This is a genomic window from Azohydromonas australica DSM 1124 (assembly GCF_000430725.1).
GTDB classification, from domain to species: Bacteria; Pseudomonadota; Gammaproteobacteria; order Burkholderiales; family Burkholderiaceae_C; genus Azohydromonas; species Azohydromonas australica.
Genome location: NZ_KE387215.1, coordinates 1 through 21,517 on the forward strand (window position 1 = coordinate 1; position 21,517 = coordinate 21,517).

The window sequence follows — 21,517 nt, forward strand, 5'->3', positions numbered from 1 at the left end:
GTGTGCCGGTGTCCACCCACCGCATCGATTGGATCGTGACCAACGATCTATCTCAGGATTCCACGGATGCAACACAAGAAGCGTGCGGCATGCGTTGGAAGATTGAGCAGTTTCATCGCGAATTCAAGCAGCTCACTGGAGCGGAAAAATGCCAGTGCCGGCGCGGCCGGATGCAGCGCAACCATATTGCTTGTGCCGTGCTGGTTTGGGATTGCTTGGCAGCTCAGGCGCGACAGGTCGGGAAAACACTCTATCAGCTCAAACGCGAGATGCTGTCCAACTATCTAAGAGCCGAGCTGCGCAGCCCGGCGGTGCGGATGGTGCTCGTTGCGTAAGTCCTAAGTGATTTTTAGAAAAAATTACCCGAAATTAGATTTTGGTGGTGTTAATGGATTCTTTGTTGAGTCAGTGGTGGCGACAATCGAAGTAAAGTCAGTGTTGGACTCGGTCGCAATGCATCAGGCGGTGTCTGCTGCAGCTAATCTAAAGAGGCTTGAACCAAGTCATGCAAGGTTCGCAACTTTCGGCTGGTTCCCGCCAAAGCCGCTTTCATATGTTATTGCATATTCTGGGCCCGCTAAAATGGCAACTGTCAGGGAATGGGAAAAGAAAGCAAGACGTGAATTGAATCTGGATCGCGACGAATGGATGCCGAATCATCGTTTGGAGACTGCTGGGCACTGCTTGGATGGCGTCGCCGTTCTTGGTATGGGGGCACATTTTCTTTGTAATAGTCCACTGTTCCCTTCGTCCATTGACGAGCGTGCTCGTTCCTTTTCTTGGGAAGGGGGGCGGGGTGCGCTGTTATTCCTCTTTCTCGCATTGCAAAATGCATGCATGAATATTGAAGGTGCTGATCTTAATTCTAAACCTTACTTGCCCGGTCATGGGTTCAATGGCACGTTTTTTGACTAAGTTAGAGAATTCGAAATTAAGAGAATGCCAAGGTGATCCACTGACGCTTTTGGTTCGGTCACTCAATCCATAGCTCATGGTTTCCTACTCAAAACGCATCCACATACCTTTCCAGTTCCCAAGCGCTGACGTGCCGCGTGTATTCGGCCCATTCCAGCCGCTTGAGCCGCACGAATTCCCGCACCAGTGCGGGAGAGAGGGCGTTGACCAGCACCTCGTCGGCTTCCAGCGCGTCCAGCGCCTGTGCCAGGCTGTGCGGCAGCGAGCGCAGGCCCAGCTCGGACAGTGCTTGCGGCGGGGCTTCCAGCAGGTCCACGTCCACGTCCGGACCCGGGTCGAGCTCGTGCTCGATGCCGTCCAGCCCCGCCGCCACCATCCCGGCTAGCATCAAGTAGGGGTTGGCACTGGCGTCCGGCAGCCGCCACTCGAAGCGGCCGTGCAGATCGCGGACCAGCGCCGTGCGGTTGTCCGGGCCGTGCGCGATGAACTTGGGCGCGTAGCCGGGGCCGGACAGGGTGGGGCGCAGCCGCTTGTAGGAGTTCACCGTCGGCGCGGCCAGCGCACACAGCGCCGCGCTGTGCGCCAGCACCCCCGCCACGAAATGCCGCCCCAGCGCCGACAGCGGCCGGCCGCGGTCCACCGCGCCATCGGGCAGGTGCGGCGTGAACAGGCTGCGCGCATCCACGCCTTCGCCTTCCCACAGCGACACGTGCACGTGCATGTCGCTGCCCGCCTGGTCCGCGAAGGGTTTGGGCATCAGCGAGAACAGCATCCCGTGCTGCTGCGCGATGGCGTGCGCCGCCTGCTTGAACAGCATGAACTGGTCCGCGCACGACACCGCGTCGGTGTGGCCGAAGTTCACCTCGTACTGGCCCGGCGCCTCGGCGTGCTCCAGCTGCATCACGTCCAGCCCGCAGCGCTCCAGCGCCTCGCGCAGCTCGTGAAGGTAGCCGGCCTGGCGCGGCAGGGTCTTCAGGTCGTAGGCGGGCTTGTCCAGCCGCTCGTGCGCGTCGGCCGGCACGATGCTCTCGCCCTCGCGGCGCAGCAGGAAAAACTCCGGCTCCAGCCCCACCCGCAGCGTCCAGCCCTGCGCCTCCAGCGGCGACAGCGCGCGGCGCAGCACCTGGCGCGGGTCGGCATCGAAGGGTTCGCCGGCCACGAAGCCGTCGGCCACGATGCGCGCCACGCCCGGCAGCCACGGCAACGGCACCAGCGAGGTGGCCTGCCCACGCGCGTGGTAGCGGGCCCGCTCGCCCGTGCGCGGCAGCGCGCTGCCCCAGATGGCCGGCCCGGCAAAGCCCGCGCCGTCGGTCAGCACGTCGTCCAGGTGCGCCAGCGGTACGAACTTGCCGCGCGCCGCCCCGTGCAGGTCAGTGAACTGCACCAGCAGCGTGTGGATGCCTTGCTTCTTCAGCCGCTCGCGCAAATCTTTCATGTGCTTGCTCCGTCAATGCGCAACCAGGTGGTCTTGAGCTCGGTGTACTTGTCGAAGGCGTGCAGGGATTTGTCCCGCCCGTTGCCGCTCTGCTTGAAGCCGCCGAAGGGCACGGTGATGTCGTCCTCGTCGTACTGGTTGACGTGCACCGTGCCCGCCCGCAGCGCCCGCGCCACGCGGTGCGCGCGGCTCAGGTGGTCGCTCCAGACGCTGGCCTGCAGCCCGTACGGCGTGGCGTTGGCCATGCGCACGGCCTCGGCTTCGTCGCTGAAGCGCAGCACGGCCTGTACCGGCCCGAAGATTTCCTCCTGGGCAATGCGCATGCGGGGGTCTACACCGTCGAAAAGCGTGGGCTCGACGTAGTACCCGCCGCTGTCCAGTCGCGCCTGCCGCCCGCCCGCCAGCAGCCGCGCGCCCTCGGACTGGCCGGCCTCGATGTAGCCCAGCACCGTGCGCAGCTGGATGTCGTCCACGATCGCGCCCATGGCCGTGCCCGGCAGCAGCGGATCACCCGGCGCGTGGCGCGGCAGCTGAGCTGCCAGCGCTTCGACGAAGCGGTCGGCGATGTCCGCGTGCACCAGCACGCGCGAGGGCGCATTGCAGCTCTCGCCCTGGTTGAAATACATGCTGCCCGCCGCGGTGGCGGCGGCGCGCTGCAGGTCGGCGCAGTCCGGAAACACGATGAAGGCCGACTTGCCGCCCAGCTCGTTGAACACCCGCTTGAGGTTGCTGCGCCCGGCGTACTCGAGCATGCGCCGCCCGGTGCGGGTGGATCCGGTGAAGCCGATGGCGTCCACGTCCATGTGCAGCGCCAGCGCCTCGCCGGCCTCGGCGCCGTGGCCCGGCACCACGTTGAACACGCCCGGCGGCAGCCCCGCCTCCAGCGCCAGCTCCGCCAGCCGCAGCGCGGTGAAGGGCGATTTCTCGCTGGGTTTGAGCACCAGCGAGTTGCCCATGGCCAGCGCCGGCGCGATCTTCCAGGCCGCCATGATCATCGGGTAGTTCCACGGCACGATCGCCCCGACCACGCCGACGGGCTCGCGCGTGATCAGCGCCAGCGCCGTCTCCGCCGTCGGCGCGATCTCGTCGTAGCGCTTGTCCAGCGCCTCGGCGTACCAGGCGATGCAGCGCGCCGTGGCCGGCACGTCCACCGTCAGCGCATGGCCGATGGGCTTGCCCATGTCCAGCGTCTCCAGCAGCGCCAGCTCCTCGCGCGCGCCGAGGACAGCCTCGGCGAAGCGCTGCAGCACCTTCTTGCGCGCCGCGGGCGGCTGCTTCGCCCAGCGCCGGTCCTCGAAGGCGGCGCGGGCGCTGCGCACGGCAGCGTCGACGTCGGCCTCGCGGCCACGTGCCACCGCGCCCAGCAGCCGGCCGTCCACGGGCGAGTATTTGTCATAAGACACGCTGTCGACTGCTTCGACGCGGCGGCCGTCGATGAAGCAGCGGCCGTCCGGGCGCACCTCGGCGGCGCGGGCATGCCAGTCGATGGCAGGGCGGTTCATGGGGGCTCCTTGGGGCAGGGCGTTCAGAGCCAGCCGTTGCGCTGGGCATCGGCCAGGGTCAGGTCGAGGCAGTGCCGGATTAGCGCCGCCATCTCGTCGAGCTGCGCGCGGGTGATGACCAGCGGCGGGGCGACGATCATGCGTTCGCCCACGGCGCGCATGATCAGCCCGTTGCCGAAGCAGTGGCCGCGGCAGACCATCGCGATGTCGAGCTCCGGCGCGAAGGGCTCGTTGGTGCCCTTGTCGCGCACCAGCGTCAACGCGCCCATCAGCCCGCAGGTCTGCACCTCGCCCACCAGCGGGTGCTCGGCGATCTGGCCGTAGAGCTCGGCCATGTAGGGGCCGGTCTCCTCGCGCACGCGCTCCACCAGCTTCAGCTCGCGGATCAGGTTCAGGTTGGCCACGCCCACGGCGCAGGCCACCGGGTGGCCGGAGTAGGTGTAGCCGTGGGTGAACTCGCCGCCTTTCTCGATCAGCGCCTCCGCCACCCGCTGGCCCACCATCACGCCGCCCAGCGGCACGTAGCCGCTGGTCACGCCCTTGGCGAAGGTGATGAGATCCGGCTTGGTGCCGAAGCGCTCGCAGCCGAACCACTGGCCGGTGCGCCCGAAACCGCAGATGACCTCGTCGCTGACCAGCAGGATTCCGTAGCGGTCGCAGATGCGCTGGATCTCCGGCCAATAGCTGTCCGGCGGCACGATCACGCCGCCCGCGCCCTGCACCGGCTCGCCGATGAACGCGGCCACGTTCTCGGCGCCGATCTCCAGGATCTTGTCTTCCAGCCACCGGGCCGCCTGCAGCCCGAAGTCCTCGCGCGAGAGGCCCAGGCGCCGTCCGTGCTCCCACCAGTGCGGCTGCTCGATGTGCACGATGCCCGGAATGGGCAGCCCGCCCTGTTCGTGCATGCCCCGCATGCCGCCCAGCGACGCGCCGGCCATGGTCGAGCCGTGGTAGCCGTTCCAGCGGCTGATGATCACCTGCCGCTGCGGCTGGCCCATCAGCGCCCAGTAGCGCCGCACCATGCGCACCACCGTGTCGTTGCTCTCCGAGCCCGAGCCGGCGAAGAAGAAGTGCTGGAACTGCGGCGGCGCGAGCTGCGCCAGCAGCTCCGCCAGCTCGATGGCCGGCGGCGTGCTGGTCTGGAAGAAGCTGTTGTAGAAGGGCAGCTCCTGCAGTTGGCGCGTGGCGGCGTCGATCAGCGGCTGCTGCCCGTAGCCCACGTTCACGCACCACAGGCCCGACATCGCGTCGAGGATGCGCTGGCCCTCGCTGTCCCAGAGGTAGATGCCCTCGCCGCGGGTGACGATGCGCGCGCCGCGCGCCGCCAGCGCCTTGAAGTCGGTGAAGGGGTGCAGGAAATGCGCCGCGTCGGCGGCCTGCCAGTCGCGGGTGCTGCGTCCGCGGTAGAGGTGGTCGGTCATGGCTCCTCCTTGTGCGTGTGTTGTCTCAGACGTGCAGCAGCAGGTGCTCGCGCTCCCAGGGCGAGATCACCTTCATGAACTCGGCGAACTCGGTTTCCTTGACCTCGGTGTAGACGGTGACGAACTCCTCGCCCAGCACCTCGGCCAGCGCCTCTTCCGCACGCAGCTTCTCCAGCGCCTCGCCCAGGCTGCGCGGCAGCGCGTAGTCGCCCAGGTACGCATCGCCCTTGCACTCGGGCGTGGGCTCGATGCGGTTCTTGATGCCCAGCCAGCCGCAGGCCAGCGTGGCCGCCAATGCCACATACGGGTTGGCGTCGGCGCCCACGACGCGGTTTTCCACCCGCCGCGCCGCCGGCGGCGCCACCGGCGAGCGGATGCCCACGGTGCGGTTGTCGGTTCCCCACTGGATGTTGATCGGCGCGGCCGTGAAGCGCGCCAGGCGCCGGTAGCTGTTGACGTAGGGCGCGAACAGCGCCATGGCCGCGGGCACGTACTTCTGCAGCCCGCCGATGTACCAGTAGAACTCGCGGCTGGGGCTGCCGTCGGCGTTGCTGAAGATGTTGAGCCCTGTGTCCTTGCGCAGCACGCTCTGGTGGATGTGCATGGCGCTGCCGGGCTCGCCGGCGATGGGTTTGGCCATGAAGGTGGCGAACATGTCGTGCCGCATGGCCGCCTCGCGCACCGTGCGCTTGAAGAAGAAGACTTCGTCCGCCAGCCCCAGCGGGTGGGCGTGGAAGAAGTTGATCTCCATCTGCCCGGCGCCGATCTCGTGGATCAGCGTGTCCACGTTCAGCTCCATCTTCTCGCAGTAGTCGTAGACGTCCTCGAACAGCGGGTCGAACTCGTTGACCGCATCGATGGAGTAGGCCTGGCGCGAGGTCTCGGCGCGTCCGCTGCGCCCGATGGGCGGCTTCAGCGGCATGTCGGGGTCGGTGTTGCGCGCCACCAGGTAGAACTCCAGCTCCGGCGCCACCACCGGCTCCAGCCCTGCGGCGGCGTACAGGTCGCACACCCGGCGCAGCACCGAGCGGGGGGCGAAGGGCACCAGCCGCCCGTCGCGGTCGAAGCAGTCGTGAATGACCTGGGCGGTGGGGTCGGTGGCCCAGGGAACGATGCGCACCGTGGCCGGGTCGGGGCGCAGGTGCATGTCTCGGTCGGTGGGGGTGATGACGTCGTAGTAGGGGCCTTCTTCCGGGAACTCGCCCGTCACCCCCATCGCCACCACGATTTCCGGGAGCCGCATCCCGCGGTCCTCGGTGAACTTCTGGCGCGGCAGGATCTTGCCTCTGGCCACGCCGGTGAGGTCAGGCACCAGGCACTCGATCTCCGTGACGCGGTGCTGGTCCAGCCAGTGTTCCAGGTCGCTGTACGTGAAGTCCTTGCGTTCCGCCATAGGCTATTCCTCCTGTCGGTTGTGGCGGCGAGCCGCCCGTTCGCTGCATGCCAGCCCGAAGGCCCGCAGCAGCCGCATCGATACCGGGTTGTCCTGGGCACGCCATTCCGGATGCCACTGCACGCCCAGCGCGAAATCCATGCCATGCACGGAAAAGGCCTCGACCAGCCCGTCCGGTGCGCGCGCCTCCACGCGCAGCCCCGGGGCGAGCCGGTTCACCGCCTGCCCGTGCACCGAGTTGACGCGGAAGGCCGCGTCCCGCACTACCGTCTCCAGCAGCCCGCCGGGTTCCACGCGCACCTCGTGCGCCGGCGCGTACTGCGACTCCGCCGTCTCACCCTGGCCGCGGTGGTCCGCGTAGCCGGGCAGGGCGTGCACCGCCTGGTGCAGGCTCCCGCCCAGCGCCACGTTGAGCTCCTGCGCGCCGCGGCAGATCGCCAGCAGCGGCAGCCGGCGCTCGACGAGGCGGGGAATGAAGGGCAGCGTCCACGCGTCGCGCGCCGGGTCCAGCGGCAGCGTGGCGTCGTGCACCGCCTCGCCGAAGTGGCTGGGATGCACGTTGGACGGCGAGCCCGTGAGCAGCACGCCGTCGGCCAGGTCCAGCAGCGGATCCAGCTCCTGCACCGAGGCGTCGGGCACCACCAGCGGCAGCGCGCCGGCCAGCCGCACGGCCGCCACGTACTTGGCGCCAGCGACGTGGAAGGGGTGCTGTCCCAGCACCCGGTTGCAGGCCGGCACCAGCACCACCGGCAGCGGCCGCGTCGTGGCTAACGCAGTGCTCATGCCGCGCGGCGCAGCGCGCCGGAGAGCACGTCCACGATGCGGTCGATGTGGCTCTTCTCGATGATCAGCGGCGGCGACAGCGCGATGGTGTCGCCCGTGGTGCGGATCAGGACGCCTTGCTCCCAGCAGTCCAGGAACACGTTGAAGGCGCGCTTGGCCGGCGCGTCGGGCAGGGGCGCCAGCTCCACGCCGCCCACCAGGCCGATGTTGCGCACGTCCACCACGTGCGGCAGGCCCTTGAGGGAGTGCAGCGCCTGGCCGAAGTAGTCGTGCAGCTCGCCGGCGCGCGTGAGCAGCTGTTCTTCCTCGTAGGTCTGCAGCGTGGCCAGCGCCGCCGCGCAGGCCAGCGGGTGCGCCGAATACGTGTAGCCGTGCGGGAACTCGATCAGCTGCTCCGGCCCGTGCATGAAGGCGTCGTGGATGGAGCGCCGGGCGAACACCGCGCCCATGGGTACGCAGCCGTTGGTCAGGCCCTTGGCCACGGTCATGAGGTCGGGCGTGACGCCGAAGGTCTGCGCCCCGAAAGGCTGCCCGGTGCGCCCGAAGCCGGTGATGACCTCGTCGAAGATCAGCAGGATGCCGTGGCGGTCGCAGATCTCGCGCAGCCGCTGCAGGTAGCCCACGGGCGGCAGCAGCACGCCGGTGGAGCCGGCCACGGGCTCGACGATCACCGCGGCGATGGTGCTGGGGTCGTGCAGCGCGCACAGCCGCTCCAGGTCGTCCGCCAGCTCCGCACCGTGCGCCGGCTGGCCGAAGCTGTAGGCGTTGCGCGCGGGGTCGTGGGTGTGGCGCAGGTGGTCCACGCCGGTGAGCAGGGTGCCGAACAGCTTGCGGTTGCCGACGATGCCGCCCACCGAGATGCCGCCGAAGTTCACGCCGTGGTAGCCGCGCTCGCGTCCGATCAGCCGGGTGCGGCTGCCCTCGCCGCGCACGCGGTGGTAGGCCAGCGCCATCTTCAGCGCCGTTTCCACCGACTCGGAGCCTGAGTTGGTGAAGAACACCCGGTCCAGCCCCGGCGGCGTCAGCTTCACCAGTTCCTCGGCCAGCTCGAAGGCCTGCGGATGGCCCATCTGGAACGGCGGCGCGTAGTCCAGCACCGAGGCCTGCTGCGCGATGGCCTGCACGATGCGCGGGCGCGCATGGCCGGCGTTGACGCACCACAGGCCCGCCACGCCATCGAGCACCTGCCGTCCTTCGGGCGTCCAGTAGTGCATGCCTTCGGCACGGGCCAGCAGCCGTGGCGCCTGCTTGAACTGCCGGTTGGCCGTGAACGGCATCCAGTGGGCGTCGAGGGAAGGGCTGTGGTCGGTGCGATCGGTGGTCATGTGGCTTTCAACACAAGCGCGGCCCTGCAGCCGCAGGCCGCTCCAGTCTAGTCCCGGGCAAGGGGGGCTGCCGGCGGGCGCCGTGCGGGCCTGGCGCGGGCGTGGGCAGCCCCCTGGCCGGGCTGGTGCACGGGTGCAGGCGCAGCGGTCTTGTCATCGGGACAAACCCATGGTGACCACCGGTCCTGGCGCCGTTCTTGTGCCTTCTCAACCAAGCGGTCGTTGCCGCCGACCCTTTGCCGGAGCGGGTCATGCATCGCCCGCGCGGCGGTTGCACGGGCATCCTCCAAGCCGCGAACACGTCCAGGGATGTGCAGGAGGAATCGCATGGCGGTGGACCCGGGCTGGCTGGCGGCGCAGCGAGAGCAGGCGCTGGCGATGGAGCGGGAGATTGCGCGCGTGGTGGTGGGGCAGGCGCGCGCGATCCGGCTGGTGAACATTGCCGTCTTCGCCCGCGGCCACGTGCTGCTTCAGGGCGACGTGGGCGTGGGCAAGACCACGCTGCTGCGCGCCTTCGCGCGCGTGGTGGGCGGCGCCTTCGCGCGGGTGGAAGGCACCATCGACCTGATGCCCGCGGACCTGCTGTACCACACGCACATCACGGCCGAGGGCCGGCCGGCGGTGGACGCGGGGCCGCTGATCGCCCACGGCCCGGAGCTGGCGGTGTTCTTCTTCAACGAGATCAACCGGGCTCGGCCGCAGGTGCACTCGCTGCTGCTGCGCGCCATGGCCGAGCGCAGCGTCTCGGCCTTCAACCGCGAGATCGCATTGCCGCACCTGCTGGTGTTCGCCGACCGCAACCGTGTGGAGCGGGAGGAGACCTTCGAGCTGGCGGTGGCGGCGCGCGACCGCTTCCTGATGGAAGTGACGCTCGACACCCCCGCCAGCGCGGCCGAGCGCGAGGCGCTGGTGTTCGAGCCGCGCTTTCACGACACCGACGCGCTGGTGGACACGCTGCCCGCAGGGCTGGTGTCGCACCGCGAGCTGGGTGCGTTGTCCGCCGCCCTTCAGAACTACATACAAGCGTCCCCCGCGCTGCGCCGCTACGCGCTGGCGTTGTGGCGCGCCACCGAGCGGCCGGCGGAAAGCGGGGTGCGGCTGGCGCAGGCGGACGCGCCGGACCTGTCGCAGCTGGTGCTGGCCGGTGCCAGTCCGCGCGGCATGAGCATGCTGCTGCGCGCCGCGCGCGTGGCGGCCTGGCTGGACGGGCGCGACCACCTGGTGCCCGAGGACCTGCAGGCCGTGTTCCACGAGGTGCTGGCGCACCGGCTGGTGCTGCAGCCGGTGTACGAGCTGCGCCGCGCGGCGCTGGTGCCGGCGCTGACCGCCGCCATCCTGCAGGCGGTGCCCGCGCCCTGAGCCGCCATGGACGCCACGCCGGCCGAGTTCTTCTACCGGCTGCCCGCGCCGGCGTCGGGCCTGCGTCCGGGCGCGCATCGCGGGCAGGGCGGCGATGGCGGGCTGGAGTTCCGCGGCCATGCCGACTGGCTGCGCGCGCCGGATGCGCGCCGGCTGGACCTGCGCGCCACGCTGCGCGATCCCTTCCAGCGCTGGCAGGTGCGCCTGCACAGCCCGCCGCGGGCGCAGACGGTGTGGCTGGTCGCCGACGTCTCGGGCTCCATGGCCTTCGGCGCGCCGCGGCCCAAGCTGGCGCTGCTGGCGGACTTCGCGTCGAGCCTGGCCTGGTCCGCCTGGCGCACGGGCGATCCCTTCGGCTGCGTGGCCTGCGACGACCGCGTGCGCGAGGACCTGCTGTGGCCGCCCGCGCACCAGGCCGGTCGGGCGCTGGAACTCGGAGCGCGGCTGCACGCGCTGCAGCCGGTGGGCCATGGCAGCCGGGCGCTGGCGCAGGCGGCGGCCGTGACGGGACGGGGGCGGGCGCTGCTGTTCCTGGCTTCGGATTTCCACGTGCCGCTGGAGGAGCTGCGGGGCTGGCTGTCGGCCTTCGCCGCGCACTGGGTGGTGCCGGTGGTGCTGTGGGACCAGCGGGAATTCGAGCCCGGCGGCCGGGCTGGCCTGTTGCCGCTGGTGGATGCGGAAAGCGGCGAACGCCGCCTGCTGTGGTGGCGGCCCGCCCTGCGCGCGCGCTGGGCCCAGGCGGCACACGAGCGGCGCGAGGCCTTGAAGGCCGTCTTCGCGCAGGCGCGGCTGCGGCCGCTGTTCATCGAGGAACGCTTCGATGCGGATGCGGTCACGCGGTACTTCGTGCAGGGGTAGGAAGCGCCTGGTAGGGCTTGCAGGCCGAAGCCCAGGTGCCTTCATTCATAAGCAGGAGCACGGCTGCGGGCCGCGCCGATGGAGTGCCTCGACCCTCACCCCAGCCCCTCTCCCGCAGAGCCGGCAAGGGGAGGCTGATGCCGCGGTAAGCGAGAGCCGGATGGTTCGCCGGCAGGAAAGCCACCCGCTTCGGGAACCGGTGGCGTTGATGGTTTCCGTGTTTCTCGTGTCCACGCTGGCGCTGATGGCCGGCCCCGCCAGCGCCCAAGCCGTACAGCTGCGCGAGCTGGAACCCCGCCGCTTCGGCTACCAGATCGGCGACCTCGTGGAGCGGCGCGCCGAGGTGGACCTGCCCACCGGCCTGCGTCTGGACAGGGAGTCGCTGCCCACCCCGCGCCCTGGCGCCTCGATGGAGCTGCGCGAGGCGCGCTGGGAGCCGTCCCCGTGGTGGCGGCCCGGCGGCAGCGCCACGCTCCTGCTGCGCTACCAGGTGCTGCGCTCGCCCGGCACGCCGCAGCTGCTGGACCTGCCGCCGGTGGCGCTGCGCTTCGTCGGCGGCGCCCGCCCGCAGGAGGTGCGGCTGGACGGATTGCCCATCTTGGTGAGCCCGCTGGTTCCCGAGCCGCCGCCGGAGCGCCGGGGCCTGGGCGCCCTGCAGCCCGACCTGCCGCCGCCGCTCATCGACACCCACGCGCTGCGCTCCCGGCTCGTGGTGGAGGCACTGATCGCCGTGCTGGCCGGCGCGGTGCTGCTGGGAAGCGTGCTGGGCTGGCCGTGGCGGCGGCGTCCGAAACCCTTCGACGTCGCCTGGCGGCAGATGCGCCGGCTGCCCGAGCCGGCCAGCGCGGTGCACTGGCGCCAGGCGATGACGGCGCTGCACCAGGCGCTGGACCTGAGCGCCGGCGAGGCGCTGTTCGCGCCGGGGCTGGATGCCTTCCTGGCACGCCGGCCGGCCTTTGCGCCGCTGCGTCCGGAGCTGGAGCGCTTCTTCGAGCTGTCGCGCCGCACCTTCTTCGCGCCGGGTGGCGAGGCCATCCCGGAGCTGGGCTGGCTCAAGGCGCTGTGCCGGTTGGCCCGGCAGCTGGAACGGGAGAGTGGGCGATGACGTTGGCCCAGCCGCTGTGGTTGCTGCTGCTGCCGCTGGCGCTGCTGCCCTGGCGCCGCGGCGCCGAAGTGCCGGTGCTGCACGGCGCGCTGGCGCTGTTGCCGCCCGATCCGGCCGGCCGGCTGCTGTCGCTGCTGCTGCGCGCGCTCGGCTCCCTGGCGATTGCCGCGCTGGTGCTGGCGCTGGCCGGGCCGCGGCTGGCCGAGCGCGTGGTGCAGCGCGTGGGCCGCGGTGCCGAGATCGTGCTGCTGCTGGACCGCAGCGGGAGCATGGACCAGAGCTTCGGCAGCGCGCGCAACGGCGGGGGCGAGGCGGCGCGGGGCGGTGGGCTGGCGGCCCAGGCGCGGGGCCGCGCCAAGAGCGGCGTCGCGCGCGAGGTGCTGTCGGGCTTCGTGGCCCAGCGACCGAACGACCGCTTCGCGCTGGTGGCCTTCAGCTCCGCGCCCATGCCGGTGCTGGACTTCACGCAGCGCACGGAGGCGGTGCTGGCCGCCATCGCCGCCGGTGCGGTCGGGCGCGGGCTGGGAGAAACGGACATCGGGCGCGGCGTGCTGGCGGCGCTGGACCACTTCGATCAGCGGCCCTTTGCCGGCGCGCGCATCGTGATGCTGGTGTCCGACGGCGGCGACCACCTGGAGCCGGCCATGCGCGAGCGCATCACGCAGCGCATGCGGCGCGACCGCGTATCGCTCTACTGGCTGTACCTGCGCTCGGCCGGCAGCCCGGGCCTGTTGCCGCCGCCGGGCAGCGACCCCGAGGCGGCGTCCAACGTGCCGGAGGTGTTCCTGCACCGTTATTTCGGCACGCTGGGCCCGCAGTACCACGCTTACGAGATCGAGGACCCGGCGGCGTTGCAGCGCGCGGTGGCGGACGTGGGCCGCCTGGCCGACTTGCCCAGCGCCTTCGAGGAGCGGCTGCCGCCGCGACCGCTGGACGGTGCCTGCCTGGCCGTGGCGCTGGGGAGCTGCCTGTTGCTGTGGGGGGCGCAATGCGTACAGCGCACACGTTGGGCCTGAGCCGCCGCGCGGGGCGGCATGTCCTGGGGGTGCTGCTCGTGGCGGCACTGGGGGCGCTGGCGTGGGACGGGCTGGCGCTCAGGCGTTCACAAGGCTGGAACACGGTGATCGCGCAGCGGCAGGCCCTGGCCGTGGCCGGCGCGCAGGCGGCCAGCGCCCCGCAGGCGCTGCCGGCCGAGCTGCGCTTCGCCGTCGCGAGCGAACAGGCGACCGCCGGCAACGACGCGGCGGCACTGGATGCCTGGCGCGCGCTGCAGTCCGGCACGCCGCTCGGCCGCGCCGCGCGTTTCAATGCCGCCAACGCGCTGCTGCGCGAGGCCGGGCGGCTGCGCGCGGGGGAACAGCCCGGGCAAGCCATCGCGCTGGTCGAGCTGGCCAAGGAGAACTACCGCGAGCTGCTGCGCCAGGACCCGGGCCACTGGGCCGCCCGCTACAACCTGGAGCGCGCCCAGCGCCTGCAGCCCGACGGCGACGAGGCCGAAACCGCGCCCGCCGCAGCACCGCGGGACGCGGAGCGCGCTCCGACCACGGCGCGCGGCGTGGCGCAGGGGCTGCCGTGAGCGGGGGCCGGTTTGCCGTCCTGGCGGCGCTGCGCCGAGTCCTGGCCGGGTCGCGGGGGCGCCGGGCGCTGCTGCCAGCCGCCATCGGGCTGCTGGCGCTGGCGCTGGCCGATCCGCAGCTGCCGCTGGTGCGCGCGCAGGTGGAATCGGTGGTGGTGCTGGACATCACGCAGAGCATGGACGTGGCGGACGTGCAGTTGCAGGGCCGCAGCGTCTCGCGGCTGGCGTTGGCACGAGACGCGCTGCACGAGACGCTGGAGCGGCTGCCCTGTGGCTCGCGCATCGGGCTGGGCGTGTTCACCGAGCACCGCAGCGTGCTGCTGCTGGCGCCGCTGGAGGTGTGCGCGAACCTGCAGGAGCTGCGCGGCGCGCTGGCGCGCATCGACGGCCGCATGGCGTGGAGCGGCAACAGCGAGGTGGCCAAGGGACTCAACAGCGCGCTGCGCCTGGTGCGCGCGCTGCCCGACGTGCCTTCCCTAGTCTTCGTCACCGACGGCCACGAGGCGCCGCCGCTGAACCCGCGCTACCGCCCGCCCATGGACGGTACCGACCGCGCCTCGGGCTGGTTAGTGGGCGTGGGCGGGCTGGCGCCAGTGCCCATCCCGCGCAGCGATCCCGAGGGCCGGCCGCTGGGCTTCTGGGGCGCGCGCGAGGTGCTGCAGGTCGAGCTCTACAGCCAGGGCCGCGGGGGGAGCGTGCAAGGCGAGCGCATGGTGGAGGACCCCGCCGGCCCCGCGCCGCCCGACCTGGGCGCCACGCCGGGGCGCGAGCACCTGTCCGCCCTGCGCGAGCCCTACCTACAGCGTCTGGCCCAGGAGACCGGCCTGCGCTATGCCCGGCTGCAGCCGGGCACGCCACTGTTGGGGCTGCTGCGGGACCCCGCGCTGGCGCAGCCGCGGCGCCAGCCGGTGCCGTTGCGCCCGCTACTGGTCGTGTTCGCGCTGGCGCTATTGGCGCTGCGGCATGCGGGCCGGCAGCGGCTGGGGAGCTGATTCCGCTTCATCTGCAGCACTGAGAAGTGCCCGCTCGGGTTGAGCCTGTCGAAGCCCCTGGCACGGCGGGTCGGCAGGTCCTTCAGCCAGCTCAGGACGAACGGTGCGCTTTCATGGGCGACTTGAAGGTCAATGAGCCGGATCGGACGCCCGGTCTGCGTTCAGTTCGGTCAGTCCCTGCGCAACCACCTGGTTGAGTGCGCTCCGGGTTGCTGGGGATGCGGGCCGCAGCGGTCTGTGCTTGAGGTCTTCTTCGCACGGTGAAAAATGGCGTTTCGCATCGTGAGATCCTGATTTTTCGCGGCGCAGCAATTTTTCTCATTACGGAAAACAACATTCCGCATTGCGAGAGTGTTTTTGCAAGTGCTTGATTCCTATGAAGAAAAAAATCTGTCTTATATAAGACATAAGTCTTCTGTCCGGGGCCTTGCGCCTTTAGGCTTTAGCCATCGATTCCCCACTTGCATCTCACCCCTGAAGGAGTACCTGATGAGCCAACTGACCCGCGAACAGCAGATCGCCGCCCTGGAGAAGGACTGGGCTGAGAACCCCCGTTGGAAGCTCGTGAAGCGTGGCTACAGCGCCGCCGACGTGGTGCGTCTGCGCGGCAGCCTGCAGCCCGAGTACACGCTGGCCCAGCGCGGTGCCGAGAAGCTGTGGGAGAAGGTCAACGGCGGCGCCAAGAAGGGCTACGTGAACGCTTTCGGCGCGATCACCGCCGGCCAGGCGATGCAGCAGGCCAAGGCTGGCCTGGAAGCCGTGTACCTGTCGGGCTGGCAAGTCGCCGCCGACGGCAACACCTCCGAGACGATGTACCCGGACCAGTCGCTGTACGCCTACGACTCGGTGCCGACGATGGTTCGCCGCATCAACAACACCTTCAAGCGTGCCGACGAGATCCAGTGGTCGCGTGGCATCAACCCCGGCGACGAAGGTTTCGTGGACTACTTCCTGCCCATCGTGGCGGACGCTGAAGCCGGCTTCGGCGGCGTGCTCAACGCCTTCGAGCTGATGAAGAACATGATTGCCGCTGGCGCCGCCGGCGTGCACTTCGAAGACCAGCTGGCCGCCGTGAAGAAGTGCGGCCACATGGGCGGCAAGGTGCTGGTGCCGACCCGCGAAGCCGTCGAGAAGCTGATCGCCGCTCGCTTCGCCGCCGACGTGATGGGCGTGCCCACCATCGTGCTGGCCCGTACCGACGCCGAAGCCGCCAACCTGCTGACCAGCGATTGCGACGACAACGACAAGCCCTTCGTCACCGGCGAGCGCACGCAGGAAGGCTTCTACCGCGTCAAGAACGGCCTGGAGCAGGCCATCAGCCGCGGCGTGGCCTACGCGCCCTACGCCGACCTGGTGTGGTGCGAGACCGGCGTGCCCGACATCGGCTTCGCCCGCGAGTTCGCGCAGGCCGTGCACGCCGCCTGCCCGGGCAAGCTGCTGAGCTACAACTGCTCGCCTTCCTTCAACTGGAGGAAGAACCTGGACGACAAGCAGATCGCCGCGTTCCAGGAAGAGCTGTCCGCGCTGGGCTACAAGTACCAGTTCATCACGCTGGCTGGTATCCACATCAACTGGTACAACACCTTCCAGTTCGCCCATGCCTATGCCCGCGGCGAAGGCATGAAGCACTACGTCAACATGGTGCAGGAGCCCGAGTTCCAGGCGCGCGAGCAGGGCTACACCTTCGTGTCGCACCAGCAGGAAGTCGGCGCCGGCTACTTCGACGACGTGACGACCGTGATCCAGGGCGGCTCCTCCAGCGTCAAGGCGCTGACCGGTTCCACCGAGGAAGAGCAGTTCCACTGATCAACCAGATCCACTGAGCCTGTGCGTGGGGTGCGGGCCGCCGGCGAATCCAAGCCGGCTCTTCAGTGAGACATGCGGCGGCAACCCTGCCGCATGCAGCCCGACGGCTCAAACGGCCGTCGGGCTTTTTGCTTTTGGGGCTGCCGGAGCTGCTGATCGGGCAGGGCAGGGCGCGCGGGCATACTCGCCGCCCGTTGCCACCCGGACCGTCGTCGCTTGAGCACCCAATTCCTGACCCCGCAGATGGCCGGCCTGCTCTCGCGCATGTCGCGCGCGAAGACCCCGCCGCTGCACACCATGACCCCGGCCGACGCGCGCGCGGCCTACACGCTGCGCGCCGAGGTGCTGGACCTGCCGCGCGCCCCGATGGCGCGGGTGGAGGATTTCACCATTCCCGCCGCCGACGGCACGGCGCTGCCCGCGCGCCTGTACGCGCCCTCGCACGAGCGGCTGCCGCTGCTGCTCTACCTGCACGGGGGCGGCTTCGTCATCGGCAACCTGGAGACGCACGACAGCCTGTGCCGCCAGCTCGCCCTGCGCAGTGGCGGCGCAGTGGTGGCGCTGGACTACCGGCTCGCGCCCGAGCACCGCTTCCCGGCCGCGGTGGACGACGCCTGGGCCGCGCTGCACTGGCTGGCCGGGCAGGCACACACGCTGGGCCTGGATGCCTCGCGGCTCGCCGTGGGCGGCGACAGCGCGGGCGGCACGCTCGCGGCGGCCACGGCGCTGCATGCGCGCGACGTGGGGCAGCCGCTGGCGCTGCAGCTGCTGATCACGCCCGGCACCACGGCGCATGCCGATACGGCCAGCCACAAGCTCTTCGCCAACGGCTTCGTGCTCGACGCGGCAGCCATCGCCTGGTTCTTCGACCACTACATCGACGTGCACCACCGCCGCGACTGGCGCTTCGCACCGCTGGAGGCGGAGGTGGACGGCGTGGCGCCGGCCTGCCTGATCCTGGCGGAGTGCGACCCGCTGGTGGACGAGGGCGTGACCTACGCCGACAAGCTGCGCCTGGCCGGCGTGCCCGTGGAGCTGGAACTCTACCGGGGCCTTACCCACGACTTCATCAAGATGGGCCGGGCCATCCCCCAGGCGGCCCAGGCGCAGCAGGTGGCTGCCGAGGCGCTGCGGCAGGCTTGGGGAGGGTGATGCAAGAGCGCGGCCGTCGCCAATAACAACGTACATGGCTTTTTGGGATCACCTCAAGCAACGTACAGGCTGTTTGGTATGGACCATGGCGTCCGTTTTGGCTCTATGGCTGCGTGGCGGTTGGAGCAACGCTGTCCGTGAATATCCGTGGCAGGGCATCGACGGGATGCCATGCTCGGAGAATGCTTTTAGATGCTTGGTGCAACGTACATGATTATGAACTACACCAAATTTTCCCCCTGCGACACCCGTATCGAAATCAATAGCTGGCAGGTCCTGGAGGAGCCTGCCCAGATCGTCCGCCATGCCGTGTTCGTGGAGGAGCAGCGCATCCCGGCCGAGCTGGAGCGTGATTCGGCGGATGCAGATTGCATTCATGCAGTCGCTTTCGACGCCGACGGCCAGGCCGTGGGCACCGGGCGCCTGCTGCCGCTGCCCGACAGCGTGATGAAGCTCGGCCGCCTGGCGGTGCTGCGCTCCTGGCGCGGCCGGCGCGTGGGTCAGGCGCTGCTGCAGGCCTTGCTCGATGCGGCGCGCGGGCAGGGCGCACGCGAGGTGATGCTGCATGCACAGCAGTCCGCGGCGAGCTTCTATCGAGAGGCCGGTTTCGAGCCCCGCGGCGAGGAGTTCATGGAGGCGGGCATTCCGCACCTGGAGATGGTGCTGGCGTTGAAAAGCGGGGATTGAGATCGGCTGCTGTCCGGAGAAGCAGCGGTCTGTGGCGTTGACATCTCATCCCGGCGCCTTCGCCGGGCAGCGGACGCAAGCTTCCTACAGCAGTGCCTGTACCGTTCCCGCCACCCGTACTGCCGGCTCGGCCGGCCAGCGCGGCAACTCGACCCGGGTACGGAAAGGCGCCGGCCCGTGCGTCAGCTCCACCGCCACAAGGCGCCGGCTCTCGCGCTCGCGCACCAGCACCGTCGAGCAGCGCGTGGCGTAGTGCGGCATGGCGATGAAGACGGAGGAGAGATAACGCTCCACCTCCAGCGGCACGCCCGTGCTGGGCAGCGCCGCATCGGGCGCCGGCGTGCGGTCGGACAGCGCCAGCAGCAGGGCGTCGATCAACGGGTCCACGTCGTCGTGGCGCTGCAGCGCCTGCGCCAGGTCGTGCTTGAGTTGCACGGTCTTGGGCCAGGGCGTGTCCAGCGCAGCATTGGACAGGCCGTGCACACCGGGCCGCAGTGCGTGCGGGGCGGGGTGGTCAGTGCCGGTCCAGAAGAACTCGCCGCGCACGAGATCGGCCGCGAGCAGGTTGAAGGGGTTGTGCCGGGCGGCGCCCAGTGCGTCGCAGAAGCCCGCGGCGTCGGCGTCGCCCAGCAGCCACTGCGGGACGATCTCGCCGCGCGAAGGCGCGTCCGGCAGCACGGCGCCGGGCCGGCGCACGTTGGTGAGCATCGCCAGACGGCCGGCGTCGGTGAAACCGCACCAGGTGCCACCAGCGCGCAGGTCCCGGCCGGCCACGATGCCTTCCGGCCACCGGTGCAGCGCGGCCGCGGGGCGGTCCAGGAACTCGTCGCGGTTGGCGGCCAGCACGAGGTCGAAGCGGGGATGCACGTCCCACGCCAGGGCAATCAGGCACATGGCTCGAACACTTCCACGTGGCGTGGCCCCGCCACCAGCAGCGCCAGCGCCGTCGCAGCGGCATGGGCGATGTGGGCCTCCAGCGCCGCATCGATGCCGCCGGGGCGGGCGTAGGTTTCCATCAGCGTGCGCTGCCCGTCCACGTCCTGACTTTGCGGCCGCTGCAGCAGCGCGCAAAGCAGGTCCGGGTGCGTGCGCTGCAACTCGGCCTGGAAGGCCCGCACCGCCAGCGCGCACGCGCCCAGGTCGGGCAGGGCCACGCGGTAGTACACGAAGAGCTGGCGCCCGTCAAGAGCGCCGGGCTGGTCAGGCGACATCCAGGGGCACGTCGTAGGGCAGCGGCGTGTGCCGCAGCACCGGACCGTCCGGGCTGCGCAGGTGCAGCGAGGGCGCCTGCAGCGCCGCGATCTTCAGCTCCACCAGCGTTGCGGTGCGGCCCTGCAGCGTGGCAGCATCGACCACCATGCCCGACGGCTGCGTCGGGTCGTCGCCGGCGGCGAACACTTCCTGGCCCGGCGCCGCGTCGGCGGCATCGCTGTCGAACAGGAAGGCTCGGCGCTTGGTCGTACCGCGGTACTGGCTGCGCGCCACCACCTCCTGGCCCGGGTAGCAGCCCTTCTTGAAGTTGACGCCGCCCACGAGCTCCAGGTTGATCATCTGCGGCACGAACTGCTCGGTGGTGGCGGCGGCCACGCGCGGCAGCGCGCTGCGCACTTCCAGCCAACGCCAGGCCTCTTCGGACAGCGCGGGCAGCGCCGGCGGCTGGGCGGACGCCACCAGCCAGCGCGGCACGCCGTCCACGTCGGGCAGGCGCACCACGTCGGCGTCCTGCACCCGGGCGCGCTGCCAGGGCTGCTGGGGCGCGGCCTCGCCGAGCCAAGCTGCGGCGCTGGGGCCGGCCAAGCCGTAGAGGCGCAGGTCGGTGGCCTCGGTGAGCTTGCACTTGGCGCGCAGCACGAACATCGAGAGCCGCTTGACACTGGCCGGGAGCACGTCGGCGCTGCAGGCCAGCAGCACCTCGTCCGGCGCCGGGCGCCACACGATGAAGCTCGCCAGGAGGCGGCCCTTGGCGGTGCAGTAGCCGGCCAGGCGGGCGGTGGTGGCGTTGAGGGAACTCACGTCCTGCGTGAGCTGGCCGTGCAGGAAGGACGCGGCATCCTCGCCGCTCGCGCGCACCAGGCCCCAGTGCGTCAAAGGCGCGGCACCGTCGAAGGTACCTGCCTGAATGAGGGTGTCGGTCATGCGGCCATTATGATCAGCGGCTTTGCCCCGAGCGGTTGTTGGTGTGGTGATGAAGCGGATCTTGCTGGCGCTCGTGCTGCTGGTGGCCACGGCAACGCTGGCCGCGGGCGGCATCGTGTGGTGGTGGCTGCAGCGGCCGCTGCCGCTGGCGGCGCCATCGGTGGAGCTGTCCATCGAGCCCGGCACCGCGCCGCGCGCGGTGGCGCAGGCCTGGGTGCAGGCGGGGGTGCAGACCTCGCCGGAGTTCCTCTACCAGTGGTTCCGCTGGTCGGGCCAGGCGCGGCAGATCCGCGCCGGCAGCTACGAGATCGAGCGCGGCGCCACGCCGCGGCAGTTGCTGGACAAGATGGTGCGCGGCGACGAGGTGCTGGAGAGCGTGCGCTTCATCGAGGGCTGGACTTTCAGGCAGCTGCGCGCCGAGCTGGCTCGGGCCACGGCGCTCAAGCCCGCCACGGCCACGCTCAGCGACGAAGCGCTCATGGCCGCGCTGGGCGCGCCGGGCGTGGCGCCGGAAGGGCGCTTCTTTCCCGACACCTACGCCTACAGCCGCGGCGTAAGCGACCTCACGGTGCTCAAGCGCGCACATGCCGCCATGCAGCGCCGTCTGGCGCAGACCTGGGCCGAACGCCCGGCCGACACGCCGCTGCGCAGCATGGACGATCTACTGGTGCTGGCCTCCATCGTCGAGAAGGAAACAGGCCAAGCCGCAGACCGTCCCAAAGTGGCTGCGGTGTTCCTCAACCGGCTGCGCGTGGGCATGCCGCTGCAGACCGATCCGACCGTGATCTACGGCCTGGGCGAGCGCTTCGACGGCAACCTGCGCAAGCGCGACCTGCAGACCGACACGCCCTTCAACACCTACACCCGCGCCGGGCTGCCGCCCACGCCGATCGCCATGCCGGGGCTGGAATCCCTGCGCGCATCCGTGAAGCCGGCACCCACCAAGGCGCTGTACTTCGTCTCGCGCGGCGACGGCAGCAGCGTCTTTAGCGACAACCTCGCGGACCACAACCGGGCCGTCAACCAGTACCAGCGCGCGCCCCGATCGTCGGGTACGCCCTGATCCACCGTT

Annotated in this window: 20 protein-coding genes and 1 pseudogene; 12 read left to right on the top strand and 9 right to left on the bottom strand. The window is 70.3% G+C overall.

Annotation, left to right across the window (positions count from 1 at the left end; genetic code table 11):
• Positions 1–335, top strand: a pseudogene (locus H537_RS54775) (IS701 family transposase); the annotation flags it as partial.
• 7 nt (positions 336–342) lie between these two features.
• Positions 343–915: a hypothetical protein gene (locus tag H537_RS53925; RefSeq protein WP_156902166.1), complete on the top strand. Its 573-nt coding sequence runs from the start codon at positions 343–345 to the stop codon at positions 913–915.
• Between the two features lie 88 nt (positions 916–1,003).
• Here H537_RS53925 and H537_RS0136105 read toward each other — a convergent pair whose 3' ends face one another.
• Genes H537_RS0136105 through aptA form a run of 6 tightly spaced genes read right to left on the bottom strand, consistent with a single transcriptional unit; the run spans position 1,004 to position 8,774 of the window.
• Positions 1,004–2,350 carry a glutamine synthetase family protein gene (locus H537_RS0136105; protein ID WP_029001750.1) on the bottom strand — a complete coding sequence of 449 codons (1,347 nt, stop codon included), beginning with the start codon at positions 2,348–2,350 and terminating at the stop codon, positions 1,004–1,006.
• Complete coding sequence (locus H537_RS0136110) at positions 2,347–3,852, bottom strand: aldehyde dehydrogenase (protein ID WP_029001751.1); 1,506 nt, start codon at positions 3,850–3,852, stop codon at positions 2,347–2,349. The genes H537_RS0136105 and H537_RS0136110 overlap by 4 nt, the downstream gene beginning before the upstream one ends.
• A gap of 23 nt (positions 3,853–3,875) precedes the next feature.
• Positions 3,876–5,273, bottom strand: coding sequence for an aspartate aminotransferase family protein (locus tag H537_RS0136115; RefSeq protein WP_029001752.1), 1,398 nt, complete (start codon positions 5,271–5,273; stop codon positions 3,876–3,878).
• 25 nt (positions 5,274–5,298) lie between these two features.
• Positions 5,299–6,666: a glutamine synthetase family protein gene (locus H537_RS0136120; RefSeq protein ID WP_029001753.1), complete on the bottom strand. Its 1,368-nt coding sequence runs from the start codon at positions 6,664–6,666 to the stop codon at positions 5,299–5,301.
• Between the two features lie 3 nt (positions 6,667–6,669).
• Positions 6,670–7,449, bottom strand: a complete 780-nt coding sequence (locus tag H537_RS0136125; protein ID WP_043461719.1) for a gamma-glutamyl-gamma-aminobutyrate hydrolase family protein — start codon at positions 7,447–7,449, stop codon at positions 6,670–6,672.
• A complete protein-coding gene (aptA, locus tag H537_RS0136130; RefSeq protein ID WP_029001755.1) occupies positions 7,446–8,774 on the bottom strand; it encodes an omega-aminotransferase AptA in 1,329 nt (442 codons plus the stop codon). Before aptA ends, H537_RS0136125 begins: the two co-directional genes overlap by 4 nt.
• Before the next feature lie 327 nt (positions 8,775–9,101).
• On the opposite strand from aptA, the gene H537_RS0136135 reads away from it, so the two are divergent.
• The 9 genes from H537_RS0136135 (at position 9,102) to H537_RS47660 (ending at position 18,309) form a co-directional block, all read left to right on the top strand.
• A complete protein-coding gene (locus tag H537_RS0136135) occupies positions 9,102–10,133 on the top strand; it encodes an AAA family ATPase (protein ID WP_051244451.1) in 1,032 nt (343 codons plus the stop codon).
• Positions 10,134–10,139: 6 nt separating this feature from the next.
• On the top strand, positions 10,140–10,991 hold the full coding sequence (locus H537_RS0136140; protein WP_029001757.1) for a DUF58 domain-containing protein: 852 nt from the start codon (positions 10,140–10,142) through the stop codon (positions 10,989–10,991).
• Positions 10,992–11,199: 208 nt separating this feature from the next.
• Positions 11,200–12,096, top strand: coding sequence for a hypothetical protein (locus H537_RS53930; protein ID WP_029001758.1), 897 nt, complete (start codon positions 11,200–11,202; stop codon positions 12,094–12,096).
• Complete coding sequence (locus H537_RS53935) at positions 12,093–13,112, top strand: vWA domain-containing protein (RefSeq protein WP_043461722.1); 1,020 nt, start codon at positions 12,093–12,095, stop codon at positions 13,110–13,112. The genes H537_RS53930 and H537_RS53935 overlap by 4 nt, the downstream gene beginning before the upstream one ends.
• Positions 13,085–13,672: a hypothetical protein gene (locus H537_RS47655; RefSeq protein WP_064736114.1), complete on the top strand. Its 588-nt coding sequence runs from the start codon at positions 13,085–13,087 to the stop codon at positions 13,670–13,672. Before H537_RS53935 ends, H537_RS47655 begins: the two co-directional genes overlap by 28 nt.
• Positions 13,669–14,664, top strand: a complete 996-nt coding sequence (locus tag H537_RS0136160) for a vWA domain-containing protein (RefSeq protein WP_051244456.1) — start codon at positions 13,669–13,671, stop codon at positions 14,662–14,664. Before H537_RS47655 ends, H537_RS0136160 begins: the two co-directional genes overlap by 4 nt.
• A 489-nt stretch (positions 14,665–15,153) precedes the next feature.
• Positions 15,154–16,470, top strand: a complete 1,317-nt coding sequence (gene aceA, locus H537_RS0136165) for an isocitrate lyase (RefSeq protein WP_043461725.1) — start codon at positions 15,154–15,156, stop codon at positions 16,468–16,470.
• A 243-nt stretch (positions 16,471–16,713) separates the two neighbouring features.
• On the top strand, positions 16,714–17,622 hold the full coding sequence (locus H537_RS0136170) for an alpha/beta hydrolase (protein ID WP_043461728.1): 909 nt from the start codon (positions 16,714–16,716) through the stop codon (positions 17,620–17,622).
• Between the two features lie 210 nt (positions 17,623–17,832).
• Positions 17,833–18,309, top strand: a complete 477-nt coding sequence (locus H537_RS47660) for a GNAT family N-acetyltransferase (RefSeq protein ID WP_441293988.1) — start codon at positions 17,833–17,835, stop codon at positions 18,307–18,309.
• A gap of 84 nt (positions 18,310–18,393) precedes the next feature.
• Here H537_RS47660 and H537_RS47665 read toward each other — a convergent pair whose 3' ends face one another.
• From H537_RS47665 to ygfZ, 3 genes are read right to left on the bottom strand one after another with little or no spacing between them, the layout of a single operon-like run.
• Positions 18,394–19,203, bottom strand: coding sequence for an NRDE family protein (locus tag H537_RS47665; RefSeq protein ID WP_051244458.1), 810 nt, complete (start codon positions 19,201–19,203; stop codon positions 18,394–18,396).
• A complete protein-coding gene (locus H537_RS0136185) occupies positions 19,194–19,520 on the bottom strand; it encodes a DUF4936 family protein (RefSeq protein WP_064736115.1) in 327 nt (108 codons plus the stop codon). Before H537_RS0136185 ends, H537_RS47665 begins: the two co-directional genes overlap by 10 nt.
• A complete protein-coding gene (gene ygfZ, locus H537_RS0136190) occupies positions 19,510–20,445 on the bottom strand; it encodes a CAF17-like 4Fe-4S cluster assembly/insertion protein YgfZ (protein WP_043461733.1) in 936 nt (311 codons plus the stop codon). The genes H537_RS0136185 and ygfZ overlap by 11 nt, the downstream gene beginning before the upstream one ends.
• 49 nt (positions 20,446–20,494) lie before the next feature.
• Between ygfZ and mltG the strand changes: the two genes are divergently transcribed.
• Positions 20,495–21,508: an endolytic transglycosylase MltG gene (gene mltG / locus H537_RS0136195; protein WP_029001764.1), complete on the top strand. Its 1,014-nt coding sequence runs from the start codon at positions 20,495–20,497 to the stop codon at positions 21,506–21,508.
• Positions 21,509–21,517 lie beyond the last annotated feature (9 nt).

What these genes read in the sequence shown, in the direction of transcription:
- H537_RS0136105 (WP_029001750.1), bottom strand. Translation starts at nt 2,350, where the DNA reads ATGAAAGATTTGCGCGAGCGGCTGAAGAAGCAAGGCATCCACACGCTG.
- H537_RS0136110 (WP_029001751.1), bottom strand. Translation starts at nt 3,852, where the DNA reads ATGAACCGCCCTGCCATCGACTGGCATGCCCGCGCCGCCGAGGTGCGC.
- H537_RS0136115 (WP_029001752.1), bottom strand. Translation starts at nt 5,273, where the DNA reads ATGACCGACCACCTCTACCGCGGACGCAGCACCCGCGACTGGCAGGCC.
- H537_RS0136120 (WP_029001753.1), bottom strand. Translation starts at nt 6,666, where the DNA reads ATGGCGGAACGCAAGGACTTCACGTACAGCGACCTGGAACACTGGCTG.
- H537_RS0136125 (WP_043461719.1), bottom strand. Translation starts at nt 7,449, where the DNA reads ATGAGCACTGCGTTAGCCACGACGCGGCCGCTGCCGGTGGTGCTGGTG.
- aptA (WP_029001755.1), bottom strand. Translation starts at nt 8,774, where the DNA reads ATGACCACCGATCGCACCGACCACAGCCCTTCCCTCGACGCCCACTGG.
- H537_RS0136135 (WP_051244451.1), top strand. Translation starts at nt 9,102, where the DNA reads ATGGCGGTGGACCCGGGCTGGCTGGCGGCGCAGCGAGAGCAGGCGCTG.
- H537_RS0136140 (WP_029001757.1), top strand. Translation starts at nt 10,140, where the DNA reads ATGGACGCCACGCCGGCCGAGTTCTTCTACCGGCTGCCCGCGCCGGCG.
- H537_RS53930 (WP_029001758.1), top strand. Translation starts at nt 11,200, where the DNA reads ATGGTTTCCGTGTTTCTCGTGTCCACGCTGGCGCTGATGGCCGGCCCC.
- H537_RS53935 (WP_043461722.1), top strand. Translation starts at nt 12,093, where the DNA reads ATGACGTTGGCCCAGCCGCTGTGGTTGCTGCTGCTGCCGCTGGCGCTG.
- H537_RS47655 (WP_064736114.1), top strand. Translation starts at nt 13,085, where the DNA reads ATGCGTACAGCGCACACGTTGGGCCTGAGCCGCCGCGCGGGGCGGCAT.
- aceA (WP_043461725.1), top strand. Translation starts at nt 15,154, where the DNA reads ATGAGCCAACTGACCCGCGAACAGCAGATCGCCGCCCTGGAGAAGGAC.
- H537_RS0136170 (WP_043461728.1), top strand. Translation starts at nt 16,714, where the DNA reads ATGGCCGGCCTGCTCTCGCGCATGTCGCGCGCGAAGACCCCGCCGCTG.
- H537_RS47660 (WP_441293988.1), top strand. Translation starts at nt 17,833, where the DNA reads ATGATTATGAACTACACCAAATTTTCCCCCTGCGACACCCGTATCGAA.
- H537_RS47665 (WP_051244458.1), bottom strand. Translation starts at nt 19,203, where the DNA reads ATGTGCCTGATTGCCCTGGCGTGGGACGTGCATCCCCGCTTCGACCTC.
- H537_RS0136185 (WP_064736115.1), bottom strand. Translation starts at nt 19,520, where the DNA reads ATGTCGCCTGACCAGCCCGGCGCTCTTGACGGGCGCCAGCTCTTCGTG.
- ygfZ (WP_043461733.1), bottom strand. Translation starts at nt 20,445, where the DNA reads ATGACCGACACCCTCATTCAGGCAGGTACCTTCGACGGTGCCGCGCCT.
- mltG (WP_029001764.1), top strand. Translation starts at nt 20,495, where the DNA reads ATGAAGCGGATCTTGCTGGCGCTCGTGCTGCTGGTGGCCACGGCAACG.